Source organism: Candidatus Binatia bacterium (assembly GCA_026415395.1).
Taxonomy (GTDB): Bacteria; Desulfobacterota; Binatia; order HRBIN30; family HRBIN30; genus HRBIN30.
Window position 1 is genome coordinate 1 of record JAOAHD010000018.1, and the last position, 20734, is coordinate 20734.

The following is a 20734-nucleotide window of genomic DNA, read 5'->3' on the forward strand; positions in this document are numbered from 1 at the left end:
GATTACGAACCGTGCCGTCAGTTTTCCCCTGTTCGCCTCGTCTGTGCGTTCGGGCGACACGACGGGATCGATCGTACTCTTACGGCGCGATGAAGTGTCAGCACTCCCTCCCATCCGTACCGTTCTACGTTTTGGCAAGAAGCTTGAGGCCCGTGAGATCCCGGTCCACCTAGCCGTGCGCCTCACCGAGGTTGGCACTCTGGAGCTTTGGTGTATCTCCCGCACGACGCCCCATCGCTGGCGCTTACAATTTGATTTGCGGAATACCAACTTGCCGCAAACGCAGTCCACAGCTGAGGCAAGCGAACTCAACATCGGCGCGGAACAAGCAACCCAAGCACTTGCGTTGTTGGAAGCAACCTTCCCGCTGTCCGGACCCAGCTGCGCCGATCCGGTGCGGGTCGTGCGCCAACTCGAAGAACTCCTCGGTGCAGGAAAGGACGTTTGGCCGCTTTCTTTCCTGCGGCAGGCGTGGGATGTGCTGTGGGAAGGACGGGAAGCAAGGAAAATGTCGCCCGAGCACGAAGCGCGCTGGTATAACCTGGCGGGTTTTTTTCTCCGTCCCGGTTTCGGGGCCCCAGGCGATCCCGTGCGTGTGGACCGTTTGTGGCGCTTGCGCTCCGAAGGCATCCGTTTTGCCAAGTCTATTCAGGTGCGCGCCGAATGGTGGAATTTGTGGAAACGTGTAGCTGGCGGTTTGCAGCGCACCCAGCAACAGCAACTCTTCAATGACGTTTCGCCTTATCTGCTGTCGCGCTTGCAAAAGAAACGCGAAAAGCTGCCTAAGGTTGGTCCTCAGGAGGTGCGGGAGTACTGGCAACTTGTGGCAAGCTGTGAGCTGCTCACTGCCGAGCAAAAAGAGGAACTCGGAGACGCTCTGCTCGCACACGTCGTGCGGGGAAAGGCAACCGCAGTAGAAATCTGGGCGTTAGGCCGCCTGGGGGCTCGGGCTCCCATGTACGGCCCGCTGAACTGTGTAGTTCGCGCAGCAAAAGCTGCTGTGTGGGCAGGAAGCCTTGCAAGTGCGCGCTGCGAGCGCGGGGACGCCGTTGCCTTTGCGTTGGTGCAACTCGCCCGCTGTGTCGGCGATAGGGAAAGAGATTTGCCCCACGATTTGCGCGAACGCTTGGCGAGCTGGCTCGAGAGCCACGGAAGCAACCGAGGCGTCGTGCGGCTCCTCCGCGAGGCTGTGCCTATCGAAACTTCCGAACGTGCCCGCATCCTCGACGAGTCGCTCCCGGTCGGTTTAGTGTGGTCCGCAGACACCGCCGCCTCCTGACACTCGAATTCTAAACCGCCTCCCCACATCCCCAGGCCCGGGCCGGGAATCCCGAACCCCGCCTAGCCCCTCACGGCTTGCGCACCTTTGGCTCCTCAGCCGCCTTGATACCCTGCGAAGTTGGTACAGTGCGATTGAGGAGAACCGTAAGGCGCGGCGAGATTTGGGCGGTCATGACGATATCGAGGAGCCCATCGCCATCGACGTCAGCCAGGGCAAGCGCCAGGATGGGAAAGCCAGTTCCGTACGCCCATTGCGCCACGCAGAAGTCCCCTCTGCCATCGCCGATGAACACAGCCGCGCCGCCATAAGCGGATGTCACTACGTCGAGGAACCCGTCGCCGTTGAGGTCGCCCACGGCAGCCTCGGCAGGTTTGCTGTCGGGCGGCGGTGGGGTGCCGTACGGTGTTGGAGTATAGCGGAGCGTTGGCGTGCGTGTCGGCGAGTTGGTGGTAGTGGGCGTGGGGCTGACATAGTTCGGCGGCGTGGGTGTGGGCGTGCGTGTCGGTGTGCCCGGCGGGTCGATAGGCTCCCAAACGGAAAGGAGCCTCCGCGGGGCGAAATGACCCCCTTGATTCAGCAGCAGGGCCATATCCTCGCCGAGCCTGTTCGTCACCACCACATCCACACGGCCATCATGATTGAGATCCCCTGTGGCCATTCCCCCAGGGGCAAACCCAAATATGCGCAGCCACTGGAAGGACTCAGCGGGCGAAGGGGTTTCGGGAAGCAAGCGCCCACACTCCCGCCCGTACGCAAGCCCAAGCAATGTGGGTCCATAGGCACGTGACGCCCCTAGTCTAAAACACCAACAGCAAGCCTCGTCTCCTTGTGGCGTCGAGGAGCTAAGAAGCAGAAGATCAGCAAACCCCTCGCCACTCAAATCCGCCACGGCAAAGCCCGGCATCATCGACTGCGTCGGTGGCGTGACAAGACCAGGTCCACGCACGAACGTACCAGGACCTGTCGACAACAGCGTGGAGATGAACTCCGGCTGTGGCTCGCTAGTACAATTCTTCGTAACCACATCCGGCCAACCGTCGCAGTTTACATCCACCAGCGCCACCTCGACCGGCACTGCGCCAAGGGGGATACGCTCGATGCGACGCGGCGCCATACCCTCGCCCCCAAACAGCAGAACAAGCGTATGTCCGGCAAGAGCTATAAGGTCGACCCGGCCGTCGCGGTCCAGGTCACCCGCCGCAATGGGAACGCCACCTTCCCCCAACGTGACCGCCTCCTCAAATGTGCCATCGCCCCGACTCAAGCGCACCCCCACTCCGTCTCCAATCCAGTCCGCACGCCCATCGTGGTTCCAGTCCGCCACGATCAGCGGCCACCAAAGCCCAAAACACCCAGGCCGCGTGCAATCCGTGTCCACAGCCTTGAACTTGAGCGGCTTTGGCGCCGGGGTTCCAGCAGCCTCGGCCGTGCGCACCGCCGCGCAAAATGGCGCTACAGGCGCCGTCGGCGTCGAAGTGGGCGTGGGAGTGCGCGGACACCCCTCCAACACACGGCGCACCGCAGCCACCACTTCGTTCACCGTCACCGCGCCGTCGCCATTTTCGTCAAAGCACGGCAACACCTCCTCCTCGCCCAGCACCATGCGCACGCCGCGCACAAGCTCCTCCACGCTCACCACCCCATCTTCATTACAGTCACCCTGACACCACACCGCTGCGCCGACTGCAGCCGCGAGCACCTCCACCCATGCCACCACCGCAACACACCAACCGCACCCCCGCCGCACGACGGCCCCCAAACGATGCGCAGAGCCTTCCCGCCCCCGGCAAGCTACAGGCCCCCAGGCGTGCATCTCGCCGGGATCGGACAACTCTCCACTAGGCGGCATTCGCGCACAACGCACCGCGCCTTTCATTGTGCCGCAGCTCTCCCCTTTTCGCTAGCCACGTTCTTCCTCCTCCAGTGCGGCAATGGCCTCCTCCAAACGCCAAACCAGCAAATAGCGCTTGTGGCCCTCGGCGTCGTCAAACGCACTCACCTGGGGGATCCTTCCCGCGTGAGTAGGGAGCCTTAAAACAGTTCGCGCAAAGCGCGACCGTCAGTGCGCAAGTCGAACTAGGATGCTCATGGTGACACTTGCGGCCGCGGTGGTTCGGATCGGAAGAGATGAAGGGAACATGATCGCCGCTCGATTGAACTCCTACCTCGCTGCCCACCTGGGGCTGGTGCATTGGAACCTCGTACGCAGCCCCGCGCATATTCCTTTCTAATACTCATGTCAAGTCTGGCTTATGCAATTCCCTTGCTGTGGTACCTCTTCGGACACGGACAGGTCATAGAAAGCATGAGAATCGTGCTGCTGGCGAAGCTCCCGCGAACTCCGTGGCGCATGTGATGGCGCCTGGTATTGGGCCACAGACCGCTTCGCACAGCGACCACGCAAATTTTCCCGTGTGCGTCTCTGCTAGTTGACCAGTTCCACGGGGGAAAGCACTTCCACCACGTGCTGATCACTCTCCCCTACTCCACGCAAAAAAACCGGCACAATCTGCGCGCCCGAATGCTTCGCCAGCCGCGCCGGTCCGGTAGTCGTACACGCGGGAAGACCGAAGAAGTCGACAAGTACGCCGAAGCTGTACCGTTGATTCTGGTCGGCGGGGATGGCGAGGATACCCCCGCGTCTCAGTACTTTGATGGCCTGCTTTGCTGCGGATTTCTTCTCGATCCAGCGCGTACCCCCGCGCGACCACCATTGCAGGAGCCAATGGTTGACCAAGCCGTTCCGCATAGGGCGATGAATCAGCGTGACGGGCACACCCATCAACCCATGCGCATAGGCGAGCAGCTCCCGATTCCCGAAATGCGCTGTAAGTACGATGAGTCCTTTCTTGGTCGCACCCGCGATTGCCTCACGCCATCGTTCGATATCTTCGACTGTACGTTACAACGTCTTTGAGCCTTGGCAGCTTTTCGGTCGAAACGGCCCCAGGCTCCCGAGCTGACCGACGCACGCTATGCTTGGCGATAGCCGCTTCGATCTTTTACCATTCGTTATTGACGTTAACTGCTGTGGCCCTGGAGCGACCCTCCGTCGGGAGAACGGGATGTCGTCTTTAGCTTCCTTGTCCCCACTTTGCCCGGGCGGAAGCCAGCTTGAGCGTAAATCCCCCGCCCTCCGTTTCCGCAAAGAGCAACAGCTCCACTCTGTTCACCTTCGCTGCGTAGTGGATGGTGCCTGCCCGTCAAATGCGGTCGAAGAAACGCGCAAGGCCAATCCGACCTCTCTCCTTACGCATCACTCACCTCACCGAATCCTTCGCTGCGGGGAGGGGGACGCCGCTCCCAGAGCCCGTCCACGACCACCGGGCGCTCATCCCCCTTTGCTCCACGTGCACAACTGCCTCGGCCATCGAGTCGCGGGAGCCTCCTGATGGGCTCCGAAGGCCACGCAGGAGTGCACCCCTGCATTCGGCAAAAGGTGCAGTGGTCCAGGCACCACCACCGCTTCGATGGCTTCCAGGGAGAGGTAGCTTTCCACATCGCGGCGAAATTCGGCTCCGCAGTCTGCGGCGGTTTTCTCAGGCTCACGTGCGTAAACTTCTCGCACTCAGCGCTCATCCACTGTGAGCTTCATCTCCGATCTATGCCCTGGGTAAGGTGCCAAAGCCGCGCCCACTCAGCTGGTATCAGACTTGTGTCGGTGCGCGATAGCTGCGGGAGTCTTAGTGTCGGCCGTTCGAATCGGCCAGGGCGCGTTACCCAAGCCCTTCGATCGCTTCGCCCCCGGTTCCGCCTTCCTTGATGAAGCAGCGTCGCATCCTCTGTCAGCGTTCTGCCAGGCCCGGCCAAGAATAGCCCTCCGGCTCTTCCACTCGCGATCAACCTTGCGGTGGTGTGGAGTAGCTCAGGAGTTCGATACCCCGCGCACTAACGCAGTTGTGGCCCGGTATTGAGCCCGACGCGCCGGTTGGAAGCAGGATTTACGTTCTATCTCCTTTCAGTCTCGCTTCCCGCCTGCTTCTAAGACAGGCAGTATTCGTCGTCTAACTGCGGCGGGCACCACACTTGACCTTCTTTACCACACGGCCAAAGGTGCAGGTGGATCCCACGACGGAGCGCCTCTTGGCCTACACGTCTTACATGGCAGGAGTGGCATCAAGTAGCCTAAGTGGCGGTTTCAGACCAGCGCTATCTTGTTACCGTGAGTTGCGCGCGGTGTTAGCTCAAATCTTTCGTTCGCGGCCCGCCCAATAAGGATCGCGCAGCTTCCGCTTATACAGTTTTCCATTAGGATCACGTGGCATTTGGTCAATGAAGTCAATGCTCCGCGGGCACTTATAACCCGCCAAGCGCTCGCGACAAAAGGTCAGAATTTCTTGAGCAAGGGCTGGGCCCGCTTCTACACCTGGGGCTGGTTCGATCACGGCTTTGACCTCCTCGCCCCAGTCGTCATTTGGAATCCCGAACACGGCAGCGTCTGCAACCTTCGGGTGCGTTAGCAGGACCGATTCGATCTCAGCAGGATAAATGTTCGCCCCGCCCGAAATGATCATGTCGATTTTTCGATCGCAAAGGAAGAGATAACCCTCTTCGTTAAGGTAGCCGACATCGCCAACTGTGAAGTAGCCATCGCGTCGGTTGGCTTCCGTCTTAGCCTTGTCTTTGTGGTACTCGAAGTCCGCTTGGCCAAGCTTCATGTAGACAGTCCCTGGAACGCCCGGTGGGCAATCATGTCCCTCGTCATCCAAAATGCGAATTTCCGCCCCGGGCCATGCGCGACCAACTGTACCAGGGTAGCGCAGCCATTCCTCCGGAGTAACGATAGTTCCGCCTCCTTCGCTAGCCGCGTAGTACTCGTAAATCACGGGTCCCCACCATTCGAGCATGCGGCGTTTAATGTCGACCGGGCACGGGGCGGCAGCATGAATTACATGGCGCCAAGATGACACATCGTACTTCTTCTTCACCTCATCGGGGAGCGCCAGCAAGCGGTGGAACTGTGTCGGAACCATGTGCGTAGTGGTGGTGCGGTAACGTTGCACGATGTCCAGGCAACCTTCAGGCGTCCATTTGTCCATCAAGACAACCGCATGGCCAAAATGAAGCGAAGCGCCCGCAAACAGCAATACGGCGGTGTGATACAGTGGGGAGCCCGTGAGATGCACGTTGTCGTTTTCGGGCTGAATGCCGAACATGGCCAAAAACCATGCATACATGGAGAACACTGTATCTGGGTCGTAGGGCGAAAGTGGTCGGCGGACCCCTTTTGGTCGGCCGGTAGTGCCGCTGGTGTAATTCATCACCTGGCCGGCAGTTCGCATATCGGGAAGCGAGTCCGGCTGACCACTTTCTAACTCATCGATCCCGCGAAATCCTGCTACGGCGCCTCGAGCAAAACATCGTCGCTTATCGATTCCGGCTTCGTCAGCTGCAACAACACAGGCGTTGGCAAACCGTTCGGAGGCTACGAAGACCTTGGCCTCAGAGTCCTGCAGGATGTAAGCGATTTCGGATCCGGTTAGGTGGTTGTTGATGGGAACTAAGTACCAGCCCGCTTGCCCGGCGGCCAGATAGAGCGCGACCATATCCGCACTGTTGGGCAAAACAACGGCCAGGCAGTCCCCTTTTTCCATCCCCTCTCGGCGAAGCCCGTGAACCAAGCGATTGGCTCGCGCGAGGAGCTCTCCTGCAGTCCAGCGCCTCCCATCCGGCTCCACGAGAGCCAACTGATCGGGTCTCCGTTGAGCAAAACGCCAAAATCCGTAGTCCGACATACTTTGTTCCTCCCGACAATATGACAGCAATCACGGACGCGGCAGCCCGAGAAGACGCTGCGCAATGACGTTGCGCTGGATCTCCGAGGTACCGCCCATGATGCTTTCGCTCCGAGCATACAGGTATTCGCGCGCGGTACGTTGCCATTCTGTTTCCCAACTAGGAGCTGCGCCCAATCCAAGCGCTCCGAACACGGCGGTCGCGACCTCTTGTAAGCGCTGATCGGTTTCGCTGCCGAGAATCTTTTCTATGGAGCTTTCTGCCCCCGGAGCGCCGGTTCGTTTCAGCTTCGTGATGCTGCGGTAGCCCACCAGCTCTAAAAGTTTCACCTCGATCCACGCCTGGGCGAGGCGTTGTCGCGTCAACAGGTCCGCTGTCAGGCCACGCCGCTGGGCGACGCTTACAGCATGGTACAGGCTTCGTCGGATTTTCCGTTGGAACGTAAACGTCCACACAGGCCCCCGCTCATGGGCCAGGATCCCCATGGCAATCTCCCACCCCTTCCCGGGCTGGCCGACTAGGGAATCGGTGGGCACGCGCACGTCGGAGAAAAATACCTCGCAGAATTCCGCATCTCCGGTCATTTGCCGCAAGGGCCGCACGGTGATTCCTGGCGAGTGCATATCCACCAGGAGCAAACTGAGGCCTCGATGACGCGGTTGGTCTAGCTCCGTCCGGCACAGCAGGAAGCACCAATCGGCCAGGTCAGCGTGACTCGTCCATACCTTCTGACCATTGACAATGAATTCACTGCCGTGCCGTTCGGCACGAGTGCGGAGAGACGCGAGATCCGAACCCGCTCCCGGTTCCGAAAACCCTTGGCACCACAGCTCCTCGCCGGATAAAAGTGGCTTGATGAATCGCTTCTTTTGCTCCTCGGTGCCATGACGCAAAATCGCAGTACCGATGAGGTCCACAGCGCCGCTGCTCGCAATGGGTCGCGGTGCTCCAGCGCGATCTAGTTCTTCCTCGAATAGCCATCGCTCCACAACCGTCGCACCACGCCCCCCGAGCTCCTTGGGCCAACTGATCGCCGCCCATCCACCCTCATACAACTTGCGCTGCCACTCGCGCGCAATCTCGACCCACATCGGGTCGTCCGCTCGCGTCCACAAATGGCCGCGCCGCCACGACTGCGGAAGGTGGCGTTCCAGCCACTCCCGCGCCTCAGCGGCAAACGCGAGCTCTTCGGCTGAGAACGCAAAATCCATACGCACGGTAGTTTCCCAACGAACGTTTGTTTGTCAATACTGTGGTACAAAGTTCCCAACCGGCATCCGCGGCTCTCGCACCAGCCTGATTTGGCTGGGTGCGACGGGGTCCCTACGTCTTCCCGAGCGCACACCCGCGCTCGCTATTGGTCTTCAATGCGTAACAGCGTGGCTTCGAACTCTTGCCGCGCCGCGTTCCACGCAAACGCCTTTGCGCCGGCAACTTTGCCCTCGCGCACCGATACAACGATCTGTGCGGCGCGCGCGTAGTTTGGATCGTCTAGCCACCCCGACGCGGCAGCTCGGTCTTCAGCCGAAAAGTATGCTTCGTGATCCGGATGAGAATGGTAAAACGCCACAAGCTCGAGCCGGCCCTGGTAAGCCTCCTCTAATAATGGGGCGACTTCCTCATAGCGCATACTATAGGCAGTGCGCGCGGTCCGGGGAAAGGTTTCCGGGTCGCGCGCGTGCAGTTCGTTTTGCACATTGGTGATGGGCACAACTTCCATCACGCCGCTGCGGGCAGTGACCACGCCACAGCATTCCTCGGGGTACGTTGCCTCCGCATGCTCCTTAATCCGTTCCCAAACCTCGTGCCTTAGGTGCACCATTAGAGCTCCACCTTCTTTGCGTCTGCCCAGCTCGGGCTGTTGCGTCCGCAGCCAAGAGCAGCCGCGTGAGCAACTCGTTGAAGGGCGTTGGCACGCCGTAACGTGCGCCGCGCCGGCAAACCTCCCCGTTAATCGCCTCGATTTCCGTTCTCTTCCCGAGCTCCAGATCCTGCAGCATCGAAGAGCGGTGCGCCGCGGTCCGCGGAACGAGCACAGCATAAAGCTCCCGCCGAAACTCCTCAGCGCTGCCCCACCGTAACGCGACCCGTTCAGCACTAGCCACCGCAAAGGCCTCATCGATGACGCGGTCCATGATCGCCCGGGTCTCCGCATTCTCTGAAAGCAACCCGTACGTACATCCCAGCAAGGCGCCCAGCGGATTCAAGGCGGCATTGTAAAAGACCTTGGCCCAAAGCTCAGCCTCGATCGAGGCGCAGGGCTCTGCAGGAATACCCGCCCGCTCGAATTCCGCAGCCCAATGTTCGGCTGCTTTTTTTGCTGAAACCTCCTCTCTGAGAAACGGACCGACACGAACCGGCTCTGCGCACACGGTGACCTCCACGGTCCCAGGCTCGACTATCCGCGCGCCAAAGATGACTCGACCGCCAAGAAGGCGGCGCGGCTCCACATGAGCAGAAAGTGTTTCCAAGTTGCCGAGACCGTTTTGCAAGGACACTACCCAACCGGGATCAGCGGTGCAGTTCGGCACGAGCGGCGCAACAGTAGCAGTGTCGTAGCTCTTGACGGTAACCAGGACCAAGTCGAACTTGTGCCGCAACTCCGTTGGCGAGGTGACCACCCTCGACGGCCAGCAGCGATGTTGTCCCCAAATGCCTCGGATCCAGAGCCCTGCCTTCCGCACTGCCTCCATATGCGGCGGCCGGCCCAGGAGCGTGACGTTATGACCTGCTTTTGTCAGAAGACCGCCGAACACCGACCCGATCGCGCCCGCGCCAAGAACGAGGACATCCGCCATACAAACCGAACTTTTTAACAGAGGCTAACACGATCTGTCATCGCATCTGCGTGGACGAAGAACGGGTTGTCCCAACGCCGCCACAACATTACAGAGCCGCGACCATGAGACGCCCCCGTGCTACAGCACGATCTCGCACAAGGGCTGGCGCCTGGGCGCTGCTACTGGTCGCTGTGTTTGCTGCGGCACTGTCGCTTCGGCTGGCATACATTCAGTCGATCATCGATAGCCCTGCCAGTGTTATTCTGCAGACGAACGCACTTAGATACCATACTTGGGCGCAGGCAATTCTGAACGGCACAGCTCCCTCTCCTCCCCACGACCAACCGCCCGCGTACGCGTATCTCATGGCCACGATCTACTATTTTGGGGGCGTTGATCCGCTCCACGTGCGCATCGTTCAGGCGGTGGTCGATGCGATGCAGTGCGTACTCCTCGCGAGCTTGGCTGGCCAAGTTGGATCCATGCGTTGGGCGTGGTCGACAGGGCTCGTCGCTGCGGCCTACGGCCCGTCGATCTTTTTTACTGGTGAACTATTGCCTGCGACCTTTTCTCTTGCCGCTCTTACCGCCGCCCTCGTCGCGTGCGTTCGGCACTCGTGGCTGCTCGCTGGCGCTCTGTTCCTTGTCGCCAGCGCCCTCCGGGTCGAGTTCCTCCTTGCCGTTGTTGCATACGCGGCTTGGCTTGCGTTTCGCGGTCAACGGCAACCGGCCAAACGACTGCTTCTTCCTCTGGCGATCGGCTGGCTGGGGATCACACTCACCACATCTCTCGTCGCTGGGCGTCCCGTGCCATATACCACAGGAGTTGGTCTCAACCTGTGGCTCGGCAACAACCCGTTTGCCGATGGAGTGAACCCGTTTCCCCCTGCAGCTCTTCGAGCCGCGGCCGATCGGGCACGCGCAGAGGCGCACAACGATCCGGTGACGACGGACTGGTGGTTCTTACGGGAAGCGGTTGCATTTTGGCGTGCCTACCCGTTTCAGGCAGTCGCGTTGGCGTGGAAGAAGCTCCGATGGACGCTTGTAGACCGCGAACTACCGAATACGAGCGATGTTGACTGGCAACAGAGCTACAGCTGGCTTTTCCGCTTGCCGCTCTTTCCGGTTTCCTTTGGGGCAGTCTTGATGCTTGCCTCTGCTGGGCTCGTTTTTTCTTTGATCCGCCGTAAATGGTCTGAAGCTCTGACTCCTCTGTCGTTCGTGGCGGCTGGGACGCTGTTCGTCTGTACCGTCTTTTTCACCAACGGTCGATTTCGTTTGCCCCTAGCTCCCCTCCTGCTCATCCTCGCTGGTCACTGTATCGCGTGTGTCACGCAACGCCCTTGCTTCCGCCATCCAACGCGCGAGGTGTTGCTCTCAGGGGTCGCGGTCGCCGGTGCCGCCTGGCTTGCCTTCGCTGATCCGTACAAGGTCAAAACGTACGCGGTCCCTGCCCTTCTCGCCAATGCTGGGATTGCCGAGCGACTGACCGGCCGTTTCGAAAGAGCACGAGACTACTTGCGACAGGCACTTGCCGCTGACCGTGCAGACGATCTGGCTTGGGCTCATTTGGCCCTCGCTCAGGAACAACTCGGCGACCCTGTGGCAGCCGCAGAAGCTTACTTCGAGGGTTTCGGCTTTGTCCCGCATTCAGAAGATTTACGAGAGCTCGCGCGGCAGTTCTCCGCTCGTCACGGCGTGGACCCTATTTGGATCGATCAGTGGGTCGGGGCGCGTTCAGCAGCCGAACAACAGGCACTGCGTAGACGAATCCTGCAGCTCTTAAGAACGCGCGAGCCCTAAGGAAGCCTTCAGCATTCGTAGAGAATCGCACCTCGGGGGAAGGAACCTCAGGGGAAGGAGTATTAACCGGCGAACGTCGAAGCCGTCAACCTGCCCAAAATGCCCCTTGCCAATCTGTCGGAATCCGGAGTATGGAACCGCATCACGGCTGTTTTTTGGTTAGGGAGGGAAGAAGCGTGGCCTTGTGCTGGACACGGAAAGCTACCGTCTTGTTGGCTGGAGCAGTCCTGATCGCCGGACAGGCTTCCTACGGCGAGCCTTGCGAGCCAGGGGATCCGCGCCTCCTCAAGCCGGATTTGCAAGCCCTCACGCCCACTCGTGCACGGGTCGCCGAGCGACAAGGCGCGCGCCGACTCTACTTCACGACCAAAATCGCCAACATCGGCAAGGGGCCATTAATCATCGAAGGAAAAACCGTGAACACACCTTACGGTCCAGTGACCAAAGCCACACAGATCGTGCGCCGCAGTGATGGAACAACGTGCACGAAAGACGCGGGAAGCTTTGAGTTCCACAAAAGTCACAATCACTTTCACGTGAACGACTTCGCAGAGTACTTGCTCCGGAAAGATGATCCGTACACCGGTCCCATCGTCGCACGAGCGAGCAAGATCTCCTTCTGCCTGATCGATATCGAGCCTGTGCGAGGGTTTTATGACGGCACCCGGCAGGTATTCGCGAATTGCAGCGTGCAGGAGGGCATTCAGGGAATTTCGCCAGGATGGGCCGACGTGTACGACGACTTCTACCCCGAGCAATACATCGAGCTTGACATTTGTCGGACCGACGGTGGCGTACCGCCGGGGCAATACTACTTAGTGAACGTTGCAGATCCCGACGACCTCTTATTGGAAGAGCGTGATGATTACGCCTCCAACGCTGGGTTCGTGCCCATTACGGTGCCTGCCCGAACCGGCAACTTCCCGGTGCCGACGGATCCCGCGTGCCCTCAACCACCGCCCCCAACGCCAACACGAACCACGACGGTTCAGCCGACACCAACACCCACGGCTCCGCCCCAAATTAACCCTCGCCCGACGAGAGCTCCGCGTCCATCGCGCCCAACGCGCCCCCCGCGACCGCCGCGCCGTCCGGGTCCGCATGGTTAATCGTTAGGATCCCTAGCAGCGCCGATTCGCCGTTATCGGCGTTGAGTTGTGGTAGCGACCCCGAACCCCGTGACTGCTGTGATCTTAGCTGCCGGTCGCGGCCAACGAATGGGCGATCTCACTCGCCATCGACCGAAGCCCCTCCTCCATGTCCGCGGTAAGCCAATTTTGGAACACATTCTCCTCGGCCTTAGGTCTGCCGGAGTGGAGCGCGTCCTTGTCGTTGTCGGGTATTTGGGAGAGCAAATTGTGACCGCCTTAGGTGATGGTCGGAGGCTCAGCCTAAAAATCGAATACGCTTGGCAGCCTGAGGCTCGAGGAACCGCTGACGCACTACTTGTTGTGCGTGCTTCAATAAACGCACCCTTCTTCCTGTCCTGGGGCGACGTGCTGGTCTCGCAAGATAGCTACCGCGAGCTTGCAAGCGCATTTGCCGCCCAACCAGCTGCCGCGTGGATGGCGGTTAACGAAGTAGAGGATCCGTGCCAGGGGGCTGCGGTGTATTTGGATGCCGACCGCAGAGTCCAACGCATTGTCGAGAAGCCTGCCCGCGGTACCTCCACCACCCGGTGGAACAACGCCGGGGTGGGGATCTACTCCCCGGACATTTTCACATACGCCCAAATGGCACCGGTGTCACCGCGAGGGGAACGAGAACTGCCTCAGGCCGTCGATCTTATGATTCAAGACGGGCATCCGGTCTATGCTTTACCGGTCCTCGGCTTTTGGAGCGATGTTGGCACGCCAGAAGCTCTTGCTTTCGCCGACGAACACTATCCAGCTTAATGCGCATGAACCCGACTCTGTCGGTGACGCCATGGAGGGAGGTTGCTGATCAAAAGCAAGTTCGTCTCCGGTCTCTTGCACGGGAGTTCCAACGGCGCTTCGGTCGCGCACCGCAGGTTTTCGTGCTTGCGCCCGGTCGTGTGAACTTGATTGGTGAACACACGGACTATAACGGCTACCCTGTGCTGCCCGCTGCTCTTGACCGTGAAGTCGCAGTGGCCGCAGCCGGCCGGCCTGATGATCAGGTTGTCGCTCACACCATGGCTCCTGGCTTTGGTCCCTGCGCTTTTTCTCTCGCTGAACCCCTGTGCCCTGGTATCCAAGGTGACTGGGGCAATTACGTCAAAGCGGCAGCAAACGTACCCCTGGCGCGGTCACTGCGGCAAGGCGCTGATTTATTGATTGACAGCACAGTACCGAGCGGCGCCGGCCTTTCCTCCTCCTCTGCTCTGGTTGTGGGTGTGGGCCTCGCACTCCTGGCGTGTGGTGGCGCCGCGGAGGGTTCGAGGATTGCACTGGCAGAGGAGTTCGCGGCAGCAGAGCATTTTGTCGGAACCATGAGTGGTGGCATGGACCAGGCCTGCTGCCTGCTGGGACAGTCTGGATGCGCTCTTCGGATCGATTTCTTCCCCTTGCGTGTGCGCTCGGTACCTTTCCTGCCTGATTACCGCATCGTCGTGTGCCACTCTTTGGTCACGGCAGAAAAGGCCGCATCCGTTCGCCGAGCCTACAACCTGCGCGTCTGGGAGTGTGGCATCGCCGCACGTGCATTAAAGGTTTTGTTGCGTGGCGATGCAGATGCCGTGGTCGAGCGGCTGGCGGACGTGGAGCGACTCATTGGAGCTCCTTCCCGTCGCGATCTGTTGGCAATGCTGGCTGACTACATTCCGGACAGGCCTCTCTCGGTCATCCAGCTCGCAGGCATGCTTCGAGTGAGTCCAGCGAAGCTCCTGCCGCCAATCGAGCCGCCTCCCGTCTCGCTCGAAACACCGCTGCCGATTTTGCGCCGCACCCGCCACGTCCTGCGTGAGGCCGATCGGGTAGACGCAGCGGAGCGAGCATTGATAAAGCATAACGTGTCGGCTCTTGACGAGGCGATGCGTACTTCTCATGCAAGTTGCCGCGATGACTATGAGGTGAGCTGCGATGAACTCGAGGTTTTGGTGGGGTTGTCCGCTCAAGCAGGGGCAATTGGGCCCCGATTAACCGGTGCGGGCTTTGGCGGCTGCACAGTGCAGTTGGTGCCCGAAAAGCAAGTGCCAGAGTTTTTTCGCTGGATCGACCAGCATTTTTATCTTGAGCGTCTCCCGTCCGGCTCTTTGCCAGCTAGTTACCGCTTCGCGTTTGAACCCGCGGACGGCGCGCAAGTGGTCTGGTGCGAAGACCGACTTTAGGCAGCTCGCCCAAGCCGTTGGCCTGGGGGTTCACGTTCCCTACCGCATTAGCTTACGCTAAACGGCGCCCACCGTGGCGAAAGAAGACCTCAGCCAGCATTTGGCAGCCTATCTCGAGAATCGCACCGGTGCAGACCTCGTCGAGGTCCTGCGATTGGAACGCCTACCCGGCGGAGCATCACGGGAAACTTGGGGAGTCGAGATCGCGCTCCACACCGCAAACACCACGGAGCGACGTTCTCTCATTCTGCGGCGCGACCCGCCTGGCACTCACTTGCCTGATCAGCGCCGCCAGGAATTTGAATTGCTGCGCATCGCCGCGGAAGCGGGTGTACCGGTCCCTAGGGTCTACTGGTGCGAGGATGACGCCAGCTACCTGGGGGCCCCGTTTCTGATCATGGAGCGGGTTGCCGGGGAGACGATTCCACGTCGGTTATTGCGGGATGAAATGTACGCGCAGGCACGTGCTGTGCTGCCACGCGAGCTGGCTCGGGCTCTGGCGGCAATCCATGCAATCAATTTCGAGCGTCCCGAGCTCCGTGGGCTCCCGCGCCCTGATACAGAGGAACCGGCGTCCCTTTTCGAGCTGAACCGTTTTGAGCAGCTTTATCGCGCGCTAAGTCCAGACCCTCACCCGGTGTTCGAACTCGCCTTTCGTTGGTTAAGACACCACGCCATCCGGGAGCAGCGCCGTACTCTCGTTCACGGCGACTTCCGAATCGGCAACATGATGTTCGGACCTGAAGGGTTACGGGCGGTTTTGGATTGGGAACTAGCCCATGTCGGGGACCCGTTGGAGGACATTGGTTGGCTCTGCGTACGCTCCTGGCGGTTTGGGAACGACCACTTGCCCGTTGCAGGCCTTGCGAGCCGAGAAGAGTTTTATGTCGCGTATGAAGAGGCTGCAGGTGTGAAAATCGACCCTGCCCAGGCTAGGTATTGGGAAGTCATGGGTAACCTCAAATGGGGGATCATCACGATTTTACAACTGCGGAGTTTCTTAGATGGAAGCGTGCCCAGCGTAGAGCTGGCTGCTCTTGGCCGGCGCACCGCTGAAGTGGAACTCGAGCTTTTACGTGGGCTGAAAGGGGAAGGCTTTTGAGGTTCGCGGTTTCGTCACTCGCAGCATTCGTTCTCTGTGCGACAATCGGCAGTGGGTGTAGCCACGCGAACAAGGAGCCGCTTTTTGCGCGATCACTCGCAGAGCTGGTTCCGCACAATGATCGGGACCACTTCGTTTTCATCGTCGAACGGCCGACCCCCGATGGTTTTCGACCTACGGCTCTGCAGGTAGAGCATGTCACGAAGCTGCCAGAAGGCAACGAGTACGAAGTGAGCCTGAGCGAAGATGGTATGGCCACGGGGCGGGTTCTGCTTCGTGACGACGGCTCCACGCTCTGGCTAACTGTGGAAGAAGACTTCACGCGGGGGCTACGAATGTCGTACGACCCGCCATTGCCCTATGTGTCGGTGCCCCTGTTCGCCGGCGAGACACTGGCAACTAGCCGAGCAGATCTCCGCGCCTTAGGAACCAATCAGGCAGCAGGTCGCCTGTTGGTCACGCAAAAAACCCGAGCGCGGGCCGAGCCAGCTGGCCAGTGGCTTGCAGGAACTTACGCAAGCGCGATTCGCCTTGAAGTTGAGCGCTCCTACGAGGGCCCGGATGGCCCCACGCAGTTAACCAGCACAACCGTGCTTGTGCCGGGCATTGGCGAAGTTCGCTCCGAGGGAGCGGCCGCCGGCAGTCCGGTGATGCGTCGTCAACTCGCGTGCGCCATCGTGAGCAATCGCCGGATTGGCGATTGCCGCGCACTTTTCCAACGTTGAGCACAAAGCCACGCAGCGGCGTCGAAAGGAAGTGCCAGCATGCAAGATCGACCGACCATTGACGAACTGCTGGGAGCCGTAGAGAGGTTTCTCGAGCGCGAAATTGTTCCGCAGCTCCATGGTCGCGACCAGTTTCACGCTCGTGTTGCAGCCAACGTTCTGGCAATTGTGCGGCGCGAGCTGGCGCTGGAAACGGAACAGCTTCAGCACGAGTGGCAGCGACTAGCCCGTCTCCGCCGATCTTGCGAGTCCGAGCCAGCGGGGTCACCTGCAGACGTGAAGAAACAAGTGCGGAGGTGGACAGAGGAACTCTGCGAGTGGATTCGCAACGCACCCATTGACAGTCTTCTGGAACAAAAGGACCTCTGGCAACACTTGGAAGCGACCACGCGCGAAAAGCTGCTTGTCGCCAATCCACGCTTGGTCGAGGACCCGTAGCCGATCGGAAGGCTCGGGCGCCTCTCCGCGGCTTGACCCCGTTGGTGAACATTTGTTAACGCGTGGGTATGTTTTGGCCCCAAGGCGAGGCGGTCTTCGATCGCTTGCGAGCAACTCTCCAGTGGGTCGGTACCCACAGTCCTTACTATCAGCAACGGTGGCGACGGGCCGGCATCGAGATTGAGCAAATCCGCGATTACAACGCGTTTCGCCAGATCGTGCCCATTCTTCGTAAATCCGAGTTGGTAGCGAACCAGCGCGAGCATCCCCCCTTTGGGGAGTTTGTAACGGTGCCACGCGAGCGCTTCGGCAGCCTGCACACCTCCCCGGGGCCGATCTTCTTGCCTCGTTTACCAGAAGAGAACCAAGGCACAGAGACTCTGCGGGTGGCCCTGTCGGAAATGGGAGTACGCCCCAGGGACGTGGCCCACGTGACTCTTTCCTACCACATCATGCCCGGAGGCTTGCGGCTGCACCGGGCGTTCGAGGCGGCGGGCTGCCTTGTGATCAACGGCGGCACTGGTTCGAGTAGCCTCCAAGTAGAGCTCGCACGTGCCTGGCGCGCAACCGTTTACGCCGGAACACCGAGCTTCCTTGCGAACTTGGTGGATACAGCGCGCAACATGAACTTGGACCCTCGCCGCGACTTGTACTATCGGCTTGGGTTTTCCACTGCCGAAACCTTAACGCCGGAGTTACGACAGGAACTGCAAGACGCACTCGGGATTGAACTTTTTGATCATTGTGGAGAAGCCCAGATCGGCCCCCTCGCGGGAGAGTGTCACGTCCACGATGGTATGCATCTCCACGCTCGCGACTTGTTTTGCGAGTTCTTGCATCCAGTCACGGGCGAACCTGTAGGTCCCGGAGAAGTCGGGGAACTTGTCGCCACCCAGCTCGGGCCGCGTGCGTTACCGTTAGTCCGTTATGCGCCCGGGGATGCGTTTTTGTTGGTGAATGGCGCATGCCCGTGCGGAAGCGCGTCTCCGCGTGTTCGCTTCGTCGGGCAAGTTGGCGCTATTCGCAAGATCAAGGGTGTCCTTGTGCACCCTCAGCAGGTGCACGCGGTGTTGCGGCAGTTCCCTGAGGTCCGCCGGTTTGAAATCGTGATCGATCACCTGCCCGGAGAACGGTATGAGCGAGCTCGTCTGCGGCTCGGTGTGGAACGGCCCTCGCAGTTCTCCGTTGAATTCGAACAGAAAGTGGCCGATGCTGTGAAAGCTGCAGTCCTTTTGCAAATGCGCGTGGAAATTGTTCCTGAACACGAGGTTCCTGAAGAGGCAAGCCGGCCCCCCTACACCGCGACGATTCGCGACCTCCGCGAAAAGCACGCTTCTGCGACAGATCCTCGCTCGAAAGCTTGAAAAGGCCCTTCCAATGGCCAATCCTCCAAACACGGCACGCGATCTCCCAAGCCAGCAATTTTATGAACCCGAGGTGCAGACTTTGCCCAGGGAGCGCCTCCGGGATCTCCAGTGGTCTCGCTTGCTTCGTCAATGGCAACGGATCTGGGAAACGCCGATCCCATTTTTCCGGCGTAAGCTGCAAAGTGCCGGAGCGACCCCCGACGATTTGCGTTCCCTCGAGGATCTGCGGCTACTTCCGACAACCACCAAAGCGGAGCTTCGACAAAGCGAAGCGGAGAACCCTCCCTTTGGAGATTACCGTGGGGCCTCGCTGGCAGAAGCGGTGCGCCTGGGGGCTTCGACCGGCACCAGTGGCCGCCCGACAATCATCTTATGGACTCGTAAGGATCTTGCCGTCGATTACCGTGCTTCCTTCCGTGCGCGTTGGCGTTGGGGGCTGAGGCCGGGAATGTGTTTGGCGAACGCCCACCCGTTTGGGACCAACGCCGGTGGGTGGCACTTCAGCCACGGGATCGAAGGTCTCGGAGTTCTCAACGTACCCTCGGGCCCACCCGGAACAGCGGCGGAAATTCTTGATGTGTTGGAGGTCTGGCGACGCTTACGTCCAGACGGTTATCGGCTGTTCGGGAATGTCGCGACCCGCTTTGCCGAGGTCGCTCAGGAACATGGCCTGGATCCTGAGCGGGACCTGAACCTCCGGGTAGTTGGGGACCGGCCGGAAGAGCAGTATCTGATGGTGAGCAGCGGGCTGGAGGCGTTGCCGCTGTTAGGGAGCGCGTGCGCGGAGCGCGATGGGGCGCATGTTGCAGAAGACCTGGCGGTCGTTGAAGTTGTCGATCCGAAGTCCGGTCGACTTTGCGGTCACGGCGAACGCGGGCACCTGGTGGTAACCGTTCTTGAAAAAGACAATTTTCTGTTCCGCTACGACCTTGAAGATGTTGTGCGCTGGAACGAGCTCCCTTGCCCGTGCGGTGAGACGCATCGGCGGCTGTTCTACGAGGGACGCGCGCGGGACATTGTGAGAGTCGGCGATCGAGAGGTGCTGCCGATCGATGTTGCTTTGATCTTGTACGAATTCCCGGAGATCTCGTCGCCGTCAGCGGAGTACCTCATCCTTCGTCCAAATCGCCCGTCAACCACCCTTCACATTCAAATCGAGCACGCCGCCAATACCGACGTGCCCCTATTGGCGGCTCGGCTGCGGCAGCGCTTCCTCGATCGCCTCGGCGTTCAGACCGCCTGGCATTTTGTATCGCGTGGCGCGGTGCCGCGTTTTCCCTACAAGGCCGCACGCGTGCACGATGTGGACGCAGATGCGTTGGGCAGCGCGTGAGAAGAAGAGAGCGGCGCCTCTGCGGACTCGGGAACAAGGGATCGAAGTCAATCCCCCAAGCCGTTTATGAAGGCGTCCACTGCCTCATTGAACTTCTCGGGCCTCTCGAAGTAAACGGAGTGGCCGGCCTCACCAACCGTTACGAGCGTACTCTTAGGAAAATAAGTGGCGGCAACTTTCCCTACCTCCAGCGGAATCACCTCATCCTCTTCACCCCACAACAACAGTACTGGACAGGAAACCCGCCGGACCTCTTCGGGAGTGGGACTGGCCGCGGCAGCGAGCAACTCTCCGAGCTCTTCCACGGAGTGGAGCGAATTCAGCCCCGCGATCTGCAGGTACAAGAAGTACTTCGACGGCTGTTCTGCGGCCATTCGTGCACCGGCTGCCGGGTGATAGGAAGACGGACTCGAGCGCAAGCGATGAAAAGCCGTTGCCCAGGCATGTGAAATCGCTTCGGAAGTAAGACCGCCGTGGGTGTCTGCGAGCACTAAACCTTGTACCCTGCTCGGATGCGCGACCGTAAACCCTAGGACCGTCCACCCGCCCATCGACTGCCCAATCAGCACAGCTTGCTCAATCCCGAGGTGATCCAAAAGCGTTTGCAAGTCGCTGACAAACGCCGCGCCACCTGGGCTGCCTTCTACCTCTTGGGACAAACCAAAACCACGGTGGTCGAACGTTATGCACGTGTAGCGTTGCGAGAAGTAAGGGATTTGTTGCCACCACGACAGGTGGTTCCCTCCCGCACCATGCGCCCACAGAAGTACTCGGGCCTCACCGAGTGGTGGCCCATGAACTTCATAGTACAAATGAGCGTGTCGGTGAGAGAAGTATGGCATGAGAGATTTCTACTCGATCCTCATCCGATTCGGCAATC

The 20734-nt window shown here is 60.1% G+C and carries 17 protein-coding genes and 1 pseudogene; 11 read left to right on the forward strand and 7 right to left on the reverse strand.

What is annotated here, in order from left to right:
- A partial coding sequence (locus N3C12_14300; protein ID MCX8073598.1) for a molecular chaperone DnaK occupies positions 1-1279 on the forward strand: 1279 nt, incomplete at its 5' end.
- A gap of 70 nt (positions 1280-1349) precedes the next feature.
- Here N3C12_14300 and N3C12_14305 read toward each other — a convergent pair.
- Both N3C12_14305 and N3C12_14310 read right to left on the reverse strand, forming a co-directional pair.
- Complete coding sequence (locus tag N3C12_14305) at positions 1350-2999, reverse strand: FG-GAP-like repeat-containing protein (GenBank protein ID MCX8073599.1); 1650 nt, start codon at positions 2997-2999, stop codon at positions 1350-1352.
- 708 nt (positions 3000-3707) lie between these two features.
- Positions 3708-4088, reverse strand: coding sequence for a lysophospholipid acyltransferase family protein (locus N3C12_14310; GenBank protein ID MCX8073600.1), 381 nt, complete (start codon positions 4086-4088; stop codon positions 3708-3710).
- Here N3C12_14310 and N3C12_14315 point away from each other — a divergent pair.
- On the forward strand, positions 4038-4199 hold the full coding sequence (locus N3C12_14315; GenBank protein MCX8073601.1) for a hypothetical protein: 162 nt from the start codon (positions 4038-4040) through the stop codon (positions 4197-4199). The genes N3C12_14310 and N3C12_14315 overlap by 51 nt on opposite strands.
- 1267 nt (positions 4200-5466) lie before the next feature.
- Here the strand turns inward: N3C12_14315 and N3C12_14320 are convergent.
- From N3C12_14320 to N3C12_14335, 4 genes are all read right to left on the reverse strand, one after another.
- Positions 5467-7017 carry an acyl-CoA synthetase gene (locus N3C12_14320; GenBank protein MCX8073602.1) on the reverse strand — a complete coding sequence of 517 codons (1551 nt, stop codon included), beginning with the start codon at positions 7015-7017 and terminating at the stop codon, positions 5467-5469.
- Between the two features lie 30 nt (positions 7018-7047).
- Complete coding sequence (locus N3C12_14325; GenBank protein ID MCX8073603.1) at positions 7048-8229, reverse strand: acyl-CoA dehydrogenase family protein; 1182 nt, start codon at positions 8227-8229, stop codon at positions 7048-7050.
- A gap of 143 nt (positions 8230-8372) precedes the next feature.
- Positions 8373-8840 carry a Mov34/MPN/PAD-1 family protein gene (locus N3C12_14330; protein MCX8073604.1) on the reverse strand — a complete coding sequence of 156 codons (468 nt, stop codon included), beginning with the start codon at positions 8838-8840 and terminating at the stop codon, positions 8373-8375.
- A complete protein-coding gene (locus N3C12_14335) occupies positions 8803-9816 on the reverse strand; it encodes a 2-dehydropantoate 2-reductase (GenBank protein MCX8073605.1) in 1014 nt (337 codons plus the stop codon). The genes N3C12_14330 and N3C12_14335 overlap by 38 nt, the downstream gene beginning before the upstream one ends.
- A 104-nt stretch (positions 9817-9920) precedes the next feature.
- Between N3C12_14335 and N3C12_14340 the strand changes: the two genes are divergently transcribed.
- The 9 genes and pseudogenes from N3C12_14340 (at position 9921) to N3C12_14380 (ending at position 19854) form a co-directional block, all read left to right on the forward strand.
- Positions 9921-11600: a hypothetical protein gene (locus N3C12_14340; GenBank protein MCX8073606.1), complete on the forward strand. Its 1680-nt coding sequence runs from the start codon at positions 9921-9923 to the stop codon at positions 11598-11600.
- 131 nt (positions 11601-11731) lie between these two features.
- Positions 11732-12445 (forward strand): annotated as a pseudogene (locus N3C12_14345) (lysyl oxidase family protein).
- 312 nt (positions 12446-12757) lie between these two features.
- Positions 12758-13495 (forward strand): nucleotidyltransferase family protein, encoded by a 738-nt coding sequence (locus N3C12_14350; GenBank protein MCX8073607.1) that lies wholly within the window; start codon positions 12758-12760, stop codon positions 13493-13495.
- Positions 13496-13500: 5 nt separating this feature from the next.
- The gene (gene galK / locus N3C12_14355) at positions 13501-14889 is read left to right on the forward strand and encodes a galactokinase (GenBank protein MCX8073608.1); all 1389 of its coding nucleotides are present in this window, start codon (positions 13501-13503) and stop codon (positions 14887-14889) included.
- A 73-nt stretch (positions 14890-14962) separates the two neighbouring features.
- Positions 14963-15991, forward strand: coding sequence for a phosphotransferase family protein (locus tag N3C12_14360; GenBank protein MCX8073609.1), 1029 nt, complete (start codon positions 14963-14965; stop codon positions 15989-15991).
- Positions 15988-16716: a hypothetical protein gene (locus N3C12_14365; protein ID MCX8073610.1), complete on the forward strand. Its 729-nt coding sequence runs from the start codon at positions 15988-15990 to the stop codon at positions 16714-16716. Before N3C12_14360 ends, N3C12_14365 begins: the two co-directional genes overlap by 4 nt.
- A gap of 39 nt (positions 16717-16755) precedes the next feature.
- On the forward strand, positions 16756-17154 hold the full coding sequence (locus tag N3C12_14370; GenBank protein MCX8073611.1) for a DUF6285 domain-containing protein: 399 nt from the start codon (positions 16756-16758) through the stop codon (positions 17152-17154).
- Positions 17155-17222: 68 nt separating this feature from the next.
- A complete protein-coding gene (locus tag N3C12_14375) occupies positions 17223-18518 on the forward strand; it encodes a hypothetical protein (GenBank protein ID MCX8073612.1) in 1296 nt (431 codons plus the stop codon).
- 13 nt (positions 18519-18531) lie between these two features.
- The gene (locus N3C12_14380) at positions 18532-19854 is read left to right on the forward strand and encodes a hypothetical protein (protein MCX8073613.1); all 1323 of its coding nucleotides are present in this window, start codon (positions 18532-18534) and stop codon (positions 19852-19854) included.
- A 47-nt stretch (positions 19855-19901) separates the two neighbouring features.
- Here the strand turns inward: N3C12_14380 and N3C12_14385 are convergent, their stop codons facing one another.
- Entirely contained in the window at positions 19902-20696 is a 795-nt protein-coding gene (locus N3C12_14385; protein ID MCX8073614.1) for an alpha/beta hydrolase, read from the reverse strand.
- Positions 20697-20734 lie beyond the last annotated feature (38 nt).

Excerpts from the sequence above, each read along its gene's own strand:
- N3C12_14370 (MCX8073611.1), top strand. The coding sequence starts at position 16,756 with ATGCAAGATCGACCGACCATTGACGAACTGCTGGGAGCCGTAGAGAGG.
- N3C12_14375 (MCX8073612.1), top strand. The coding sequence starts at position 17,223 with ATGTTTTGGCCCCAAGGCGAGGCGGTCTTCGATCGCTTGCGAGCAACT.
- N3C12_14380 (MCX8073613.1), top strand. The coding sequence starts at position 18,532 with ATGGCCAATCCTCCAAACACGGCACGCGATCTCCCAAGCCAGCAATTT.
- galK (MCX8073608.1), top strand. The coding sequence starts at position 13,501 with ATGAACCCGACTCTGTCGGTGACGCCATGGAGGGAGGTTGCTGATCAA.
- N3C12_14335 (MCX8073605.1), bottom strand. The coding sequence starts at position 9,816 with ATGGCGGATGTCCTCGTTCTTGGCGCGGGCGCGATCGGGTCGGTGTTC.
- N3C12_14330 (MCX8073604.1), bottom strand. The coding sequence starts at position 8,840 with ATGGTGCACCTAAGGCACGAGGTTTGGGAACGGATTAAGGAGCATGCG.
- N3C12_14385 (MCX8073614.1), bottom strand. The coding sequence starts at position 20,696 with ATGCCATACTTCTCTCACCGACACGCTCATTTGTACTATGAAGTTCAT.
- N3C12_14325 (MCX8073603.1), bottom strand. The coding sequence starts at position 8,229 with ATGGATTTTGCGTTCTCAGCCGAAGAGCTCGCGTTTGCCGCTGAGGCG.
- N3C12_14340 (MCX8073606.1), top strand. The coding sequence starts at position 9,921 with ATGAGACGCCCCCGTGCTACAGCACGATCTCGCACAAGGGCTGGCGCC.
- N3C12_14315 (MCX8073601.1), top strand. The coding sequence starts at position 4,038 with ATGAATCAGCGTGACGGGCACACCCATCAACCCATGCGCATAGGCGAG.
- N3C12_14320 (MCX8073602.1), bottom strand. The coding sequence starts at position 7,017 with ATGTCGGACTACGGATTTTGGCGTTTTGCTCAACGGAGACCCGATCAG.